General features: G+C 42.1%; 15 protein-coding genes. 13 read left to right on the top strand and 2 right to left on the bottom strand.

Features of this window, described 5'->3' with window-relative positions:
- Positions 1-25: 25 nt before the first annotated feature.
- A complete protein-coding gene (locus OCU78_RS12090) occupies positions 26-286 on the top strand; it encodes an FAD assembly factor SdhE (RefSeq protein ID WP_137373332.1) in 261 nt (86 codons plus the stop codon).
- Positions 255-644, top strand: a complete 390-nt coding sequence (locus OCU78_RS22980; RefSeq protein WP_290346872.1) for a protein YgfX — start codon at positions 255-257, stop codon at positions 642-644. Before OCU78_RS12090 ends, OCU78_RS22980 begins: the two co-directional genes overlap by 32 nt.
- 123 nt (positions 645-767) lie before the next feature.
- Here OCU78_RS22980 and nadB read toward each other — a convergent pair whose 3' ends face one another.
- The gene (gene nadB, locus OCU78_RS12085; protein ID WP_137373333.1) at positions 768-2,384 is read right to left on the bottom strand and encodes an L-aspartate oxidase; all 1,617 of its coding nucleotides are present in this window, start codon (positions 2,382-2,384) and stop codon (positions 768-770) included.
- 407 nt (positions 2,385-2,791) lie between these two features.
- Here nadB and rpoE point away from each other — a divergent pair, with 407 nt between their 5' ends.
- From rpoE to acpS, 11 genes are all read left to right on the top strand, one after another.
- Positions 2,792-3,370 (top strand): RNA polymerase sigma factor RpoE, encoded by a 579-nt coding sequence (gene rpoE / locus OCU78_RS12080; protein ID WP_137373334.1) that lies wholly within the window; start codon positions 2,792-2,794, stop codon positions 3,368-3,370.
- Positions 3,371-3,396: 26 nt separating this feature from the next.
- Complete coding sequence (locus OCU78_RS12075) at positions 3,397-4,026, top strand: sigma-E factor negative regulatory protein (RefSeq protein ID WP_137373335.1); 630 nt, start codon at positions 3,397-3,399, stop codon at positions 4,024-4,026.
- Complete coding sequence (gene rseB, locus OCU78_RS12070) at positions 4,023-4,985, top strand: sigma-E factor regulatory protein RseB (RefSeq protein ID WP_137373336.1); 963 nt, start codon at positions 4,023-4,025, stop codon at positions 4,983-4,985. Before OCU78_RS12075 ends, rseB begins: the two co-directional genes overlap by 4 nt.
- The gene (locus OCU78_RS12065; RefSeq protein WP_137373337.1) at positions 4,982-5,452 is read left to right on the top strand and encodes a SoxR reducing system RseC family protein; all 471 of its coding nucleotides are present in this window, start codon (positions 4,982-4,984) and stop codon (positions 5,450-5,452) included. The genes rseB and OCU78_RS12065 overlap by 4 nt, the downstream gene beginning before the upstream one ends.
- A gap of 138 nt (positions 5,453-5,590) precedes the next feature.
- Positions 5,591-7,384, top strand: a complete 1,794-nt coding sequence (gene lepA, locus OCU78_RS12060) for a translation elongation factor 4 (protein WP_137373338.1) — start codon at positions 5,591-5,593, stop codon at positions 7,382-7,384.
- A gap of 96 nt (positions 7,385-7,480) precedes the next feature.
- Positions 7,481-8,377, top strand: coding sequence for a signal peptidase I (gene lepB / locus OCU78_RS12055; RefSeq protein WP_137373339.1), 897 nt, complete (start codon positions 7,481-7,483; stop codon positions 8,375-8,377).
- A gap of 26 nt (positions 8,378-8,403) precedes the next feature.
- Positions 8,404-9,081 (top strand): ribonuclease III, encoded by a 678-nt coding sequence (gene rnc / locus OCU78_RS12050; RefSeq protein WP_137373340.1) that lies wholly within the window; start codon positions 8,404-8,406, stop codon positions 9,079-9,081.
- The gene (gene era, locus OCU78_RS12045) at positions 9,074-10,045 is read left to right on the top strand and encodes a GTPase Era (protein WP_137373341.1); all 972 of its coding nucleotides are present in this window, start codon (positions 9,074-9,076) and stop codon (positions 10,043-10,045) included. The genes rnc and era overlap by 8 nt, the downstream gene beginning before the upstream one ends.
- Positions 10,046-10,145: 100 nt before the next feature.
- A complete protein-coding gene (recO, locus tag OCU78_RS12040; RefSeq protein ID WP_137373342.1) occupies positions 10,146-10,874 on the top strand; it encodes a DNA repair protein RecO in 729 nt (242 codons plus the stop codon).
- Positions 10,871-11,608: a pyridoxine 5'-phosphate synthase gene (gene pdxJ, locus OCU78_RS12035; protein WP_137373343.1), complete on the top strand. Its 738-nt coding sequence runs from the start codon at positions 10,871-10,873 to the stop codon at positions 11,606-11,608. Before recO ends, pdxJ begins: the two co-directional genes overlap by 4 nt.
- 62 nt (positions 11,609-11,670) lie before the next feature.
- A complete protein-coding gene (gene acpS, locus OCU78_RS12030; RefSeq protein ID WP_137373344.1) occupies positions 11,671-12,051 on the top strand; it encodes a holo-ACP synthase in 381 nt (126 codons plus the stop codon).
- Positions 12,052-12,211: 160 nt separating this feature from the next.
- Here the strand turns inward: acpS and barA are convergent, their stop codons facing one another.
- Positions 12,212-15,046: a two-component sensor histidine kinase BarA gene (gene barA, locus OCU78_RS12025; protein WP_137373345.1), complete on the bottom strand. Its 2,835-nt coding sequence runs from the start codon at positions 15,044-15,046 to the stop codon at positions 12,212-12,214.
- Between the last annotated feature and the right edge of the window lie 119 nt (positions 15,047-15,165).

Here is a 15,165-nt window from a genome sequence, read left to right as displayed (position 1 = left end):
AATAGATATTAGGTGAGGATAACCAATGTACACTGCAGAGCAGAAAGCACGAATTAAATGGGGCTGCCGTCGTGGTATGCTCGAACTAGACGTTGTCATTATGCCATTTTTTGAAGAGTGTTTTGACTCACTGCAAGATCAAGAGCAGCGTGACTTTGTGTCGCTACTGGAGTCTGATGATCCTGATTTGTTCACTTGGATTATGGGTCACGGCCGTAGTGAGAATCTAGGGCTTGCTTCAATGGTAGATAAGATTGTTGCACATAACCTCAGCAAGGTGCGTTAAGCTCCGGCTTCATCGTTCAAACTATGCATTACTAGCAAAAGGCACTGTTTTATGGTGCCTTTTGTGCTTAGTCTTTTTTTCTAGCATTCCAATATCAATATCTCTTTACTGTCTTTATCTCATTCTTATTCACTCAACACGCTCAGATTTTTTCCATTCTCCATTAGTGGGCTCAGTTGACTGGTTTGACAGTGGCAAACTGATCATAAATTCCAATTCGCATGACATTATTCGATCTGATCTTATTTGGTCTAACTTTTTCATTGCGTTTAAGTTAAGTAATCAAAAGCATGTTTTGTTATGGAGAGACAGTTGTGATGAAAAATGCTATCGGAAGATATTGGCAAAATTAAGATAAAAAAGGGAGCCAAGGCTCCCTTATTATTTGGTGATAGGACTCATTACACTTATCGTTAATGCAGCTTAGTTCTAATAACCCAAATTCTTAACTAGTTTTAGAATGGGTGAAATTACAATTAGATCAGTTACTTTGCTTAGTTGGCTTAAGAATTGTTGGTCCACTATCTTTTGCTAACTCTGGGTAATCAAGCGTGTAATGTAAGCCGCGGCTTTCTTTACGCTGCATTGCACATTTCACCATTAGCTCAGCGACTTGTAACAAGTTTCTAAGTTCAAGTAAATTATTGGAAACTTTGAAGTTACTGTAATATTCATGGGTTTCTTGCTGCAACATTTGAATACGGCGTAATGCTCGCTCTAATCGCTTATCGGTACGAACTATCCCCATGTAATCCCACATGAATAAACGCAATTCATGCCAGTTATGTTGAATGATAACTTCTTCATCACTGTTGGTTACTTGGCTTTCATCCCATGCGGGCAATTCTGCACACAGCTGAGATTGGTCAATATTTTCAACAATATGCTTAGCAGCAGACCAAGCGTAAACCACACATTCAAGTAAAGAGTTTGAAGCCATACGGTTAGCACCGTGTAAGCCTGTGTAACTGACTTCACCAATCGCATAGAGGTTAGTTAAATCTGTTTGACCTTGCTGATCGACCATAACACCACCACACGTGTAATGAGCGGCTGGTACGATTGGAATTGGTTCTTTGGTCATATCAATGCCCAAATCCATTAAGCGAGTGTGAATCATCGGAAAGTGTGCAGTAATGAATTCTTCAGGCTTATGGCTGATATCTACATACATGCAATCAGCACCAAGGCGTTTCATTTCGAAATCAATGGCACGAGCAACGACATCACGAGGAGCAAGTTCACCACGCTCATCGAAATCCTTCATAAATCGTGAACCATCGGGGCGACGTAAATAAGCACCTTCACCGCGCAATGCTTCTGTTAGCAGGAAGTTTCTTGCTTCAGGGTGGAATAAACAGGTTGGGTGAAATTGGTTAAACTCTAAGTTCGCCACGCGGCAGCCTGCACGCCATGCAATGGCAATACCATCACCAGAAGATACATCTGGGTTTGAAGTATATTGATAAACTTTAGAGGCGCCACCAGTCGCCAGTACCACGAACTTAGCGCGTACCGTTTCCACTTGTTCTTGATTACGATTCCAAATATAAGCGCCGATAACTTTGTTTTTATCACCACCAACTTTATCTTCAGTAATTAAATCTAATGCGTTATGACGCTCGAAGATTTCAATGTTTGGGTGGTTATTGACGTTATCTTGCAATGAGGTTTGCATCGCCATGCCAGTTGCATCTGCGGCATGCAAAATTCGGCGATGGCTATGACCACCCTCACGGGTTAGGTGATATTTAGGGTCACCTTCAGTGCTGCTTTCGTCTCTATCAAAAGGAACACCACCATCAATTAACCACTGAACGCATTCTTTTGCATTCTCAGCAATAAATTGAACCGTGTCTTCTTCACATAGCCCTGCACCTGCAATTTGCGTATCTTCAACGTGTGACTCAATACTGTCAGATTCGTCGAAAACAGCGGCAATGCCACCTTGTGCGTAGTAGGTCGAGCCCTCGCTACGTGGTCCTTTACTTAATACAATTACTTTTGCATGTTCAGCAACGCGTAAGGCTAACGACAAGCCTGCAGCACCACTGCCTACCACTAATACATCACACTGATGCTCACGGTTTGCGTTCATAAAACTTTTAAAATCCCGGGCTATAGTAGAGTTGTCCACTCTCGTTTTGATTCTGTCCTTTACGTGACATAAATACTGAAACCGTAATTATAGTATCGTCACAATCACGTCCAATATGCCCTAAACGTTGTGCAAATGCGCAACAAAGACAGCAACCTAAAAATAATTATTTTGGTCAAAACCATTGCTTTTAGTTAAGCATCCCCAATTTTAAGGGATAGACCAATTTTTTATTACATCACATTGTGAAACAATAATGGCAAATAATTTGTAGAAAATTGGAACTTTCCAAATTTCGTTGAGTCACAATAGTGCTCTTGTAGCCGGTGGTGTCAATACTACATTTCGCATAATTAGTGCCCATATCTGAGAAGGTGAGGGTTATAACAATAGGAGTACCCGCTCGAATGAACGAGCAGCTAACCGATCAAGTGTTGATTGAGCGAGTTCAGAGTGGAGATAAACAAGCTTTCAATTTATTGGTAGTCAAATACCAAAATAAAGTGTGCAACCTTATCTCTCGATACGTGAATAATTCCGGTGATGTACCTGATGTAGCACAAGAAGCCTTTATTAAAGCTTACCGCGCTATTCCTAACTTTCGTGGTGAAAGTGCGTTTTATACTTGGTTATATCGAATTGCCGTGAATACCGCTAAAAATCATATTGTTGCGCAGAGCCGAAGGCCACCAGCAAGTGATGTTGATGCTGAAGATGCAGAATATTATGAAACTGGCAGTGCTTTAAAAGAAATATCGAACCCTGAGAACTTAGCGCTGTCAAAAGAATTGAAGCAAGTTGTTTTTGGGGCGATAGAAGCGCTACCTGAAGATTTAAAGACTGCAATGACATTGCGAGAGCTTGATGGCTTGAGCTATGAAGAAATTGCAGAAGTAATGGATTGCCCTGTAGGAACTGTACGCTCGCGTATTTTCCGTGCTCGTGAGGCGGTGGAAAAGAAAATTAAACCTCTTTTACAGCGCTAAAACTTGTAATTATTATGGTGAAAATAATGGCAGATAAAGAAAAGCTTTCGGCACTCATGGATGGTGAAATGATCGATGAAGCTCTAATTGCAGAGTTAGAATCCGATCAAGAAAGCATGACAGCTTGGCAAGATTACCATTTAATTGGTGATGTAATGCGAGGTGATGCGCCAGAGAATGTTGATTGGAATATTGCAAATAATGTAGCTGCAGCCTTAGAGCTAGAGCCTGCACACACTCAAATGCCTAAGGTCCAGGAAGTACATACGGATCCCAAGGTAACCCCAATTGAAGAACAGCCTAAACCGAAGGTCGCTAAACGACAACTTCCAGCTTGGTTACAACAATTTGGGCAAGTAGCGGTTGCGGCATGTGTCTCTTTTGCTGTAATTATTGGCGTGCAACAATATGGAGGTACGGATCCATCTTTACCTCAAAATGAGCAGCTGCCAGTGTTACAGACCATCCCGTTTCCTGGTTCTGCAGAGCCGGTAAGCCTGACTCGTGAGTCAGTTCAGAAATCAGCATCTGAAGCTAATCTTCAAGAGCAACGTCAACGTGTTCACGCCTTACTGCAAGATTACGAATTACAGTTAAGATTGAACGGTGATTCGTCGCAGGTGACTGATGAGCATTTAGAATCGGTAGTTGAATGAAAAAAATTCTGATCAGTGCTCTGACACTGTTCAGTTTGATGACTCCTCCAGCCTTTGCAGAAGAACCAACTGCAAAGGCTCTGTTGCATCAAATGAACGAAGCCAGCCAGCATTTAAATTACGAACTCTCGTATATCCTAATTAAAAAGAGCAGTATTGAACCTCTCTTATATCGACACGCTGTTAGTGATAACCAGCAACTCGCGCATTTGGTGTATTTAAGTGGACCAGTAAGAGAAGTGATTCGTCGAGGTAGCGAAGTTAGCTACATAGAACCTGGGGTTGAGCCTTTTACCATAGCTTCGGGAAATATGGTCGCGCCTGTCATTCCGATGCTTAATAGTAATGTCGATAATCTCAGTAAATATTATGACTATATAAAAGTCGGCCGGGATCGAGAAGCTGGAAATATCACTCAAGTTTTACGAATCGTCCCTAAAGATGGGTTACGTTATTCTTATGTTTTATGGGTAGATGAAAAAAACCACTTACCATTAAGAGCAGACCTTCTTGATCGTGATGGAGAGGTATTAGAGCAATACAGAACCATCTCATACATAGTTAATGATCAAATTGCAGATGCGATGGGCGCGCTTAAAACAGCGAAATTACCAACAGTCTTATCTCTACCTGAAGGTTTGGTGAGTGAAAGTGATTGGACGGTGAGTTGGATACCTGACGGCTTTAACTCTAAAGAGTTAAGTAGATACCAAATGGCAACAACGAATAAAATGGTTGAAAGCCAATTATTCAGCGATGGTCTATTCAGCTTTTCGGTTTATATTTCTGATAGAGATGAATTCTCACCAAAAGGGCAGTTGGTTCGCCAAGGTAGACGAACGTTGCACAGTTTTATCAGTGGCAGTAAAGAAATCTCTGTTGTTGGGGATATTCCGCCAGCAACGGCTAAGCGTATTGCCCAATCAGTAAAGTTTAAAGCCAAGGTATCTAACGAATGATGACTGCGCTTGCAACGGTTAGCTCTGTAGAAACTAAAGGTTCTCAATTTTTGGTTCACCTTAGCTGCGAGCAGCAAACCAGTTGTAGTGGCTGCTCGTCTCAAAAGAGTTGCGGTACAGGTATTGTTACTAAAGCTGTCGGGAATAAATCCCTATTTTGGCAACTAACCACTAAAAGCTTAGTAAAAGCAGGGCAAGTTGTTGAAATCGGTTTTCCTGAAAAAAGTTTGCTGCAATCGGCTGCTTTAGTTTATCTCGTCCCTTTATTTATGATGATGTTAGGCGCAGCCATTGGGCAATTAGTATTGCAACCTCTTTTTACTGGTGGGGAAGGTATCGTCATACTAATGGCTGCTATCTTTACTATTATTGGTATACAGATAGCTAAGCATTTCGCCAAGCCAATAGAAGATAAATCACAGCAACAAGTGGTCCTTGTTAGAGTCCTCGGTGAGCCCCTTATCTAATTTATGATGCGTCTTGCAGTTAAATTGGGTAGAATCTGCCAACTTGATTGAAATGCCGTCACTAGTGACTTGTGTAAATGAGTACTACTGCGGCACTTCTTATTATCCCTATTCAAAGAGTTTAGTCACACCAAGCCTATGAAGCACATTCGTAATTTTTCGATTATCGCCCATATCGACCACGGTAAGTCGACCCTTTCTGACCGCTTAATCCAAGTATGTGGTGGTTTAAGTGAACGCGAAATGGACGTTCAAGTCCTCGATTCTATGGATATAGAACGTGAGCGCGGTATTACAATCAAAGCGCAAAGTGTGACTTTAGATTACAAAGCCAAAGATGGTGAAACGTACCAGTTGAACTTCATCGATACTCCAGGACACGTTGACTTCTCATACGAAGTTTCACGTTCTTTAGCAGCATGTGAAGGTGCGCTATTGGTAGTTGATGCAGGTCAAGGCGTAGAAGCTCAGACTCTAGCGAACTGTTACACAGCTATCGAGATGGACTTAGAAGTTGTGCCAATCTTGAATAAGATTGACTTGCCAGCTGCTGAGCCTGAACGAGTTTCTGAAGAGATTGAAGAAATCGTTGGCATCGATGCTATGGAAGCAACACGTTGTTCAGCTAAAACAGGTCTAGGTGTTGAAGATGTTCTTGAAAACATCGTAACGGCTATTCCACCTCCGGAAGGTGATCCTGACGCGCCACTTCAAGCTCTAATTATTGACTCTTGGTTTGATAACTACCTAGGTGTAGTTTCTCTTGTACGTATTAAAAACGGCAAGCTGAAGAAGAATGAAAAAATCAAAGTGATGTCTACAGGCCAAGTTTGGGGTGTCGATCGTCTAGGTATTTTCACTCCGAAACAAATTGATACAACTGAATTGAACACGGGTGAAGTTGGCTGGGTTGTTTGCGGTATTAAAGACATCCTAGGCGCACCTGTTGGTGATACGCTGACCTTAGCTAAAGGTGGCAGTGAAGAACGTCTACCTGGTTTCCAAAAAGTGAAACCACAAGTTTATGCTGGTTTATTCCCGGTATCATCTGACGACTATGAAAACTTCCGTGATGCATTAGGCAAGTTAAGCCTGAACGATGCTTCGTTATTCTACGAGCCAGAGAGTTCTGCAGCTCTTGGTTTTGGTTTCCGCTGTGGCTTCTTAGGTATGCTACACATGGAAATCATCCAAGAACGTCTAGAGCGTGAATACGATCTCGACCTGATTACAACTGCGCCTACAGTAGTATACGAAGTTGTAAAAACAGATGGTGAAATCCTTTACGTTGATAGTCCTGCTAAATTACCAGCAGTAAACGACTTAGAAGAGATTCGTGAGCCAATCGCTCGTTGTAATATCTTAGTTCCTTCTGATTACCTTGGTAACGTGATCACCTTGTGTGTTGAAAAACGTGGTGTTCAAGTGGATATGGTTTATCACGGCAACCAAGTTGCAGTGACATATGATCTACCAATGGCTGAAGTGGTTCTAGATTTCTTTGACCGTTTGAAATCCACATCTCGTGGTTACGCGTCACTGGATTATAACTTCCAACGCTACGAGGCATCGAGCATGGTACGTGTAGACGTACTGCTAAATGGTGAAACGGTTGATGCACTTGCGATCATTACGCATAAAGATATTGCACAGTCTCGTGGTCGTCTATTGGTTGAGAAAATGAAAGAATTCATCCCTCGCCAAATGTTCGACATCGCGATTCAAGCTGCGATTGGTAATCACATCATTGCTCGTTCTACCGTGAAACAACTGCGTAAGAACGTAATCGCAAAATGTTATGGTGGTGATATCAGCCGTAAGAAGAAACTTCTTAAGAAACAAAAAGAAGGTAAAAAACGTATGAAGCAGATCGGTAACGTTGAACTGCCTCAAGAAGCGTTCTTAGCGATTCTTCATGTTGGTAAAGATTAAATATAACCAGCTGTAAATGAATACCCAAAAGTGAAAGAGTACTCGCTACTCTTTCACTTTCGTTATTTTTAAAGAAATGAAATTTAAGGGATATAAATGGCTAATACATTTTCGCTTATTTTAGTGATCGTAACTTTAGTGACCGGCATCGTTTGGGCATTAGAAAAGCTTGTGTGGGCGAAGAAACGTCAGCAAAAGTTGTCTAATATTGAGCCTCAAACTAATGGTCTGGACTCAGATACGAGTGCGAAGATTACGGCTCAACCTTGGTGGGTTGAAAATAGTGTATCCATATTCCCAGTTATCGCGTTTGTTTTGGTATTGCGTTCATTTATTTATGAACCATTTCAAATACCTTCAGGCTCAATGATGCCAACCTTGTTAGTTGGTGATTTCATTTTGGTAGAAAAATACGCTTACGGTCTTAAAGACCCAGTTTGGCGAACTCAGTTAGTTGAAACTGGTAAACCTGAACGTGGGGATTCTATTGTTTTTAAATACCCACCTCAGCCAAATATTGATTACATCAAGCGTGTGATTGGTATGCCAGGCGATACCATTCGTTACAACAGCAATAAAGAGTTGTGCATCCAAACTAAAGGTCAATCGAGCTGTGCTCCTGTAAAGCTTAGCAACGTTGAAGAAAGTCAATTTATTCAAGATGGTGTGCCACTTATCCAGCTCAATGAGCAGCTAGATGGTGTCGAGCATCAAATCTTGGTTAACCCATTACGTCGTGATCGCGTCAACGCATATCAACCTCGTAGTGGTGTTAATGAATGGATCGTTCCAGAAGGGCAATACTTTGTGATGGGTGATAACCGTGACAATAGTGCAGATAGCCGTTACTGGGGGTTCGTTCCTGAAGCAAACCTAGTGGGTAAAGCGGTTGCGATTTGGATTAGTTTTGAATTCGAACGCGATGCGAACAGTGCTTTACCTTCTTGGATTCCTACTGGTGTGCGTTTCAATCGCATCGGTGGGATTCATTAATCGATCACATAACACATCGAGAGAGCATGAATTCTCCAATAGATAAACTAGAGAGAAAGATTGGTTATCAGTTTAATGATGCCGATCTTATCCATTTGGCGCTGACACATCGCAGCGCCGCTGGTAAACACAATGAACGTCTTGAGTTTCTGGGCGATTCAATTTTAAGTTTTGTCATTGCTGATGATCTGTACCATCGTTTTCCTAAGGTAAATGAAGGTGACATGAGCCGTATGCGTGCCACTTTAGTACGCGGACATACATTGGCTGAACTAGGTCGTGAATTCGAACTAGGAGATTACTTAAAATTAGGTCCAGGTGAGTTGAAGAGTGGCGGTTTCCGTCGTGATTCTATTCTGGCTGATGCTGTAGAAGCGATCATCGGTGCTGTCTATTTAGATAGTGATACTGAAGTCGTTCGTCGCATTATTTTAAGCTGGTACCAATCTCGCCTAGAGTCTATTCAGCCTGGTATTTCTCAAAAAGATCCTAAAACTCGCCTACAAGAGTTTTTACAAGGTCGAAGAAATCCACTACCTGTCTACACAGTGACTAATATTAAAGGTGAAGCACACAACCAAGAGTTTACGGTTGAGTGTGAAGTGGCAGGTACGGATAAACCTGTTATCGGTAAAGGCACTAGCCGCCGCAAGGCAGAACAAGCGGCTGCTGAAACAGCATTAGAGCGACTAAGCAATGTCTGATAACAAGCAAGAATTCGATATTGATGCATTTTTTGCATCAGAAAACAAAGTAGAGAGCCTACCTGAAAACCAACACTGTGGCTTCATTGCTATTGTTGGTCGCCCAAATGTAGGTAAATCAACACTTCTTAACCATATTTTAGGTCAGAAGATTTCAATCACTTCGCGTAAGCCTCAAACCACTCGTCACCGTATTATGGGTGTTGAGACTGAAGGTGACTACCAAGCGATTTATGTCGATACTCCTGGTCTGCATATTGAAGAAAAGCGCGCGATTAACCGTTTAATGAACCGTGCTGCAAACAGTTCATTAAGTGATGTAAACCTAGTGTTTTTCCTAGTTGATGGCACGCACTGGACTGACGACGATGAAATGGTGCTGAACAAGCTGAGAAAAACAGATTTCCCAGTTGTACTTTGTATAAATAAAGTTGATAACGTTCAGGATCGCACGGATGTTATGCAGCATATGATGGATGTCTCTCAGAAGATGGACTTCCTGGATGTTGTACCAATTTCAGCGAAACAAGGTAAAAATATCGATGTATTGCGTAAGCATGTTCGAGAAGTTTTACCTAAAGCGACTCACCATTTTCCTGAAGAATACGTAACGGATCGTTCACAACGTTTCATGGCGTCTGAGATCATTCGTGAAAAGCTGATGCGTTTTACTGGTGAAGAGCTGCCATATTCTGTAACGGTTGAAATTGAGCGTTTTGATTACAATCCAGATAATGATGGTTTCCACATCAATGCCTTAATTCTTGTTGAGCGTACAGGTCAGAAGAAGATGGTGATTGGTAAAGCGGGCGAGAAAATCAAGACTATCGGTCGCGAAGCTCGTATCGATATGGAAGAACTGTTTGGCCGTAAAGTTTATTTAGAAACTTGGGTGAAGGTTAAATCTGGTTGGGCTGATGATGAACGTGCACTTCGTTCACTAGGCTATATCGACGATCTATAATTGATAGCCAATCTCTTTTTAAAATAAAGAGCTAGCTAATGAGTAAATAGAAGAGAGAGTGCGAACTCTCTCTTTTTGTATCTGTAAGAAGGGTTAATCATTGAGTGAAGGGTTACAGCGATGTTTTGTGTTGCACCGCAGACCATACAGTGAGTCGAGTTTAATACTGGATGTGTTTAGTGAAGAGTTCGGTCGTGTAACGTTAATGTCGAAAGGTGCACGCAGTAAGCGTTCCAATCTAAAAGGAGCGTTGCAACCTTTCACGCCTCTACTATTGAAGTGGTCAGGCAATAGCTCAATGAAAACGTTGCGCCAAGCAGAGCCGATTAGTTTAGGTTTACCTCTTACGGGGATTAACCTTTATTCTGCAATGTATGTCAATGAACTGGTCGGAAGGGTGTTGATGGCTGAGGTTGCCATGCCAGCGCTGTTTCATGATTATCTTCATGCTTTAACTGAGCTTGCTCATAATAATAACCCTGAACCCGCTCTACGTCGTTTTGAGTTAGCTTTACTCTCATCGATGGGATATGGCGTCGATTTTTTACACTGTGCCGGTACTGGTGAGCCTGTTGATCCTAATATGACTTACCGTTACCGTGAACAAAAAGGCTTCATTGCTTCAGTGCGAAGAGATAATCTCTCTTTTACTGGAGATGAATTAATAGCGATAAGTGAACGAAGGTTTATCACTAAAGAGCAGCTAAAAGCGGCAAAACGCTTTACACGCATAGCCTTAAAGCCGTATCTTGGCGGCAAACCATTGAAAAGTAGAGAGCTGTTTCTACCAAGGACAGGTCTCCCCAGAGCACGGAGTATTGGTAAATGAGCTCAATCCTTTTAGGCGTTAATATCGACCACATTGCAACATTGCGTAATGCACGCGGAACTAAGTATCCAGATCCTGTACACGCTGCTGAAATTGCAGAACGAGCAGGTGCTGATGGTATTACGATTCACTTACGTGAAGATCGCCGCCATATTGTTGATCGTGATGTTCGCATCCTTGCTGAAACCATTCAAACTCGAATGAATTTAGAAATGGCAGTAACCGATGAAATGGTAGGTATTGCGTTAGAGACGAAACCTGAATTTGTTTGTCTTGTTCCCGAGAAACGTGAAGAGCTGACAACTGAAGGTGGTCTTGATGTTGTTGGGCAGCTTGAAAAAGTGAAAGCCGCAACTGAAAAGCTGGCTGCAGCAGGTATTAAGGTGTCACTATTCATCGATGCAGACCGTGAGCAAATTGATGCAGCGAAAGCATGTAAGGCTCCGTTTATTGAGCTTCATACTGGTCAATATGCAGAAGCTAAGACTGAAGAAGATCAGCAAGATGAGCTGAAGAAGATCGCAGCTGGTGCAAGCTATGCGAATGATCTTGGGATTACTGTTAATGCCGGTCATGGTCTGACTTATCATAACGTTGCTCCAATTGCAGCTTTACCTGAGATCTACGAATTGAACATCGGTCACTCGATCATGGGACGTGCTGTGTTTGATGGTTTAGACAAAGCTGTTGCAGACATGAAAGCTATCATGGAAACCGCGCGTAACAACGCATAATCAGAGTAAGTTGATTCTGTTGAATCAGCCAAAGTAGTAATCAGAAGAAGTAAAAGGTGTGTATGGCTGTTGTTGGGCTAGGTACCGATATCGCAGAAATCGCTCGGGTGGAAAAGGCTCTTGATCGTAGTGGTGAGGCATTTGCAAAGCGTATTCTTGCAGAATCTGAGTTTGTTGCGTTTCAAAAAATTAAGCAGCAAGGTCGATATTTGGCAAAACGGTTTGCTGCGAAAGAAGCCGCTTCAAAAGCTCTGGGTACTGGGATTGCGATGGGAGTGACTTTTCATGATTTCGTTGTATCTAATGATGAACATGGGAAGCCGTTACTTACCCTACGCAATAAAGCATTGCAGATTGCTCAAGCGTCTAAAGTGAACTCAATTCACATTACTATTTCAGATGAAAGACATTACGCGGTAGCAACCGTGCTGCTTGAATCGTAACTGATGTGGTTATTACTCTAAACACACAGCTGTTATTTTTTGGTCAATAGAGCCGAGCTATGATTAATAAAAACCGAACTATCATTTTTAAGTGATAGTTCGGTTTTTTATTTTCATGCTCTGATTTTTGTTGCGTTAAGTTTTAGAAATTATCGATGCTTTATGAACCAGCATCTAATGAATCAGAATGTTGCGGTGGTAAGTAATGTACTGCTGCTGCCTGAACCTTATCTAGTTCATCCTGTAGCTCAAAGAGCTCCGGCTCAACATCTTCAATCGAATCTCCAGATCGAAGTGCCTTTTCTAACGTAGCACAAATTGATTTGAGTCGAGGTACACCGCTATATGAGCTGCTGCCGTGCATCTTATGTATGAAGTAGAGTAAGTCGTCCACAGGGTAACTGCTGTCTTCAATCGCTTTTTCCGTAGTGTCATAAACCTCAGGGATAAAATCGACTAGCATTTGCAGCATATCTTTCGCTAGGTCTTCTTTATTAGCAGCCTGCTTCATTGCGGCTTGCCAATCAATAATGATGTCTTTGTGCTCTTTGGTTTCCGGCTCAATATGACTATCTTGGATAACTTCAGCTGTCATGACTGGATGTTCAGGATCTATCTTCTCTATCTGAATTTCGCCTGCGTTTGGGTTCCAGTGTAGTAACACTTGCTGCAGCACATGTTCTTCAATTGGTTTCGTTAAATAGTCATCCATGCCAGCTTCAAGCAGCCTGTCTCTTTCACCACTCATGGCATGAGCGGTCACTGCAATAACAGGTGTATCTGTATTGTTGGCGAGCTCTTTGATACTTTGGCAGGCGGTCACGCCATCCATGTGTGGCATCTGGATATCCATGAAGATAATGTCAAATTTAGTGAGCGTGGCCTTATCAATGGCTTTCTGACCGTTTGTACAACTAACGACAGTTTCCACTCTTTCTTGTAACAAAGCGGTGATCAATTTTAGGTTGGCTGGATTGTCATCTACAGCAAGCACTGTAAGTGGTAACTTTTCTTCAGTTGTAACTTCTACAACTGGAGCATTTAAGATCGGCGTTTGGTTAGATACTAAAGTTTGCAGTAACTTCTTACGAGACAAAGGTTTTGTCATACAGTGGACATCAAGCTGATTCATCAGTTGGTCACCGAGTGCAAGCTCTGTACTTGGAGTGCCGATAATAACATTTTGGGATATTTCACGAGCATGCTCAGCCCAAGATTTCACCGTCTCAAGTTCATATTCTTGATTAGCTGCTAAGTTAAGCAGCACGTAATCGTATGGTGTTGTTTCTTCTGGCATAGCTGAACGATAAGTGACAACCAGCCCTTCCTGGGTGAGAACTTGCTGGGTAATTGAGGCTGCTTGCATGTTTGGTTCAATAAGCAAAAGTTGTTTGTCTTGAAGAGTTTGAGTATCTACGACATCCGTCATTGGCATATCGGTAGCAGACAGTCTCAATGTAAACCAGAAGGTAGAACCTTGGTGTAAACGACTGGTCAAGCTGATCTCACCATCCATTTGGCTAACCAGCTTCTGAGTGATGACTAGGCCGAGCCCTGTACCACCGTATCGACGAGAAATACTGGCGTCGGCTTGACTAAAGGCTTGGAATAATTGCGCTTGTTGCCGTTCTGAAATCCCGATACCTGTATCTCGAACCATAAATTGCAGCTCAATACTGTCTGCTGTTTGAGACCTCATTTCGACACTGATATCGATATTGCCACGTTCAGTGAATTTGATTGAGTTACCAACGAGGTTAGTTAGAACTTGTTGAATACGAAGTGGATCGCCAACAAGACCTGCTGGCACTTTAGGGTCGATCTTCAGAGTAAGCTCTAATCCTTTTTCATGGGCGCTGGTGGCTTGGAGGTTAACTACCTCTTCCAAACTGCTTTGGAACTCAAATGGGATGTTTTCTAATGCTAACTTACCGGCTTCAAGTTTAGAGAAGTCGAGAATATCGTTGATAATATTTAATAAGTTGTTTGCCGATCGTTCAATAGTTTGTAAGTAATCGGTTTGACTATTAGAGAGCTGGGTTTTCAACATTTGGCGTGTAAAACCAATAACCCCATTTAATGGCGTTCTTAGCTCGTGTGACATATTGGCTAAGAATTCAGATTTAACACGGGCAGCTTCTTGAGCTCTTTTCTTTGCAATATCCAATTCAACGTTTTGAATTTCTAACTGCTCTAATGTTTCTCGTAAATCAGAAGTCGCTTGGTCAATACTGTGCTGCATCTCCACATGGTATTCCGACAGTGAAACTGCCATTGCGTTAATACCATTTTTTAGTGAATCGAGTTCGCCATGCATCTTTCCTTCAATACGCACATCTAAGTGACCGCGACGAATTCTATCAACCATGTTTTTCATGTGGGTAATAGGTTGAGTTACATCGTGCATTAGCCGGAAAGCGAAGACCGCGGAAAGACCAAGCCCTAAAATTAGTACTAGAAAGGCGGAAAAGACTTCTTGGTATTGCTGTAAGCGAAGTGAAGATAAATCGAGTTCAATGGCAATGTAGCCAATAGCTTGATTAGACTGAGACTGCCCATTAGCAGAGTTGAGGAATTGCCCTTCCGCTACAATAGGCGTTCTTAGAATCAATGTATTATCGAGTAAAATCGAAGATCCTAAGTGAGGAATAGGTTTGTCTTTGGGGTAAGTGAGGCTTTCAAAGTCGGGATGAAAATTCGAGGTCACAAATAGTTCGTGTCTTTCATCGAATACAGCAATACTTCGAACAAGCTTCGAATTTTTTCGGTGAGCATAGCTAATCAGTTGGCGAACTGATTCTCTGCTCTCTAATTTCATACCTGACTCACTTGCAATAGCAAGAGGCTCTATAATGCTTGTTCCGGTATTGATCACTTGACCTTCTAGGTCTTGATAGCGATTAAATGAGAAAAAAGCGCTCAATAACAACCCAATAATTAGGGTTGGAGCTAGAGTTAGGGTAATTACACGGGCTCTCAAGCCATATCTGGTCATGTTCTTTAATTACATCGAGGTCTGGATATGGGAAAATAACGCGCACTACGGCGGTTAAGTGAACGGTTAGCTTAATCAAAGCCGCTACGTTCGACAATGATTCCAAGGCAGAATAGTGA

It is taken from the genome of Vibrio gallaecicus (assembly GCF_024347495.1).
Taxonomy (GTDB): Bacteria; Pseudomonadota; Gammaproteobacteria; order Enterobacterales; family Vibrionaceae; genus Vibrio; species Vibrio gallaecicus.
Note: the sequence above shows the minus strand (reverse complement) of the source record. Positions and strands in the feature narration are given on the sequence as shown.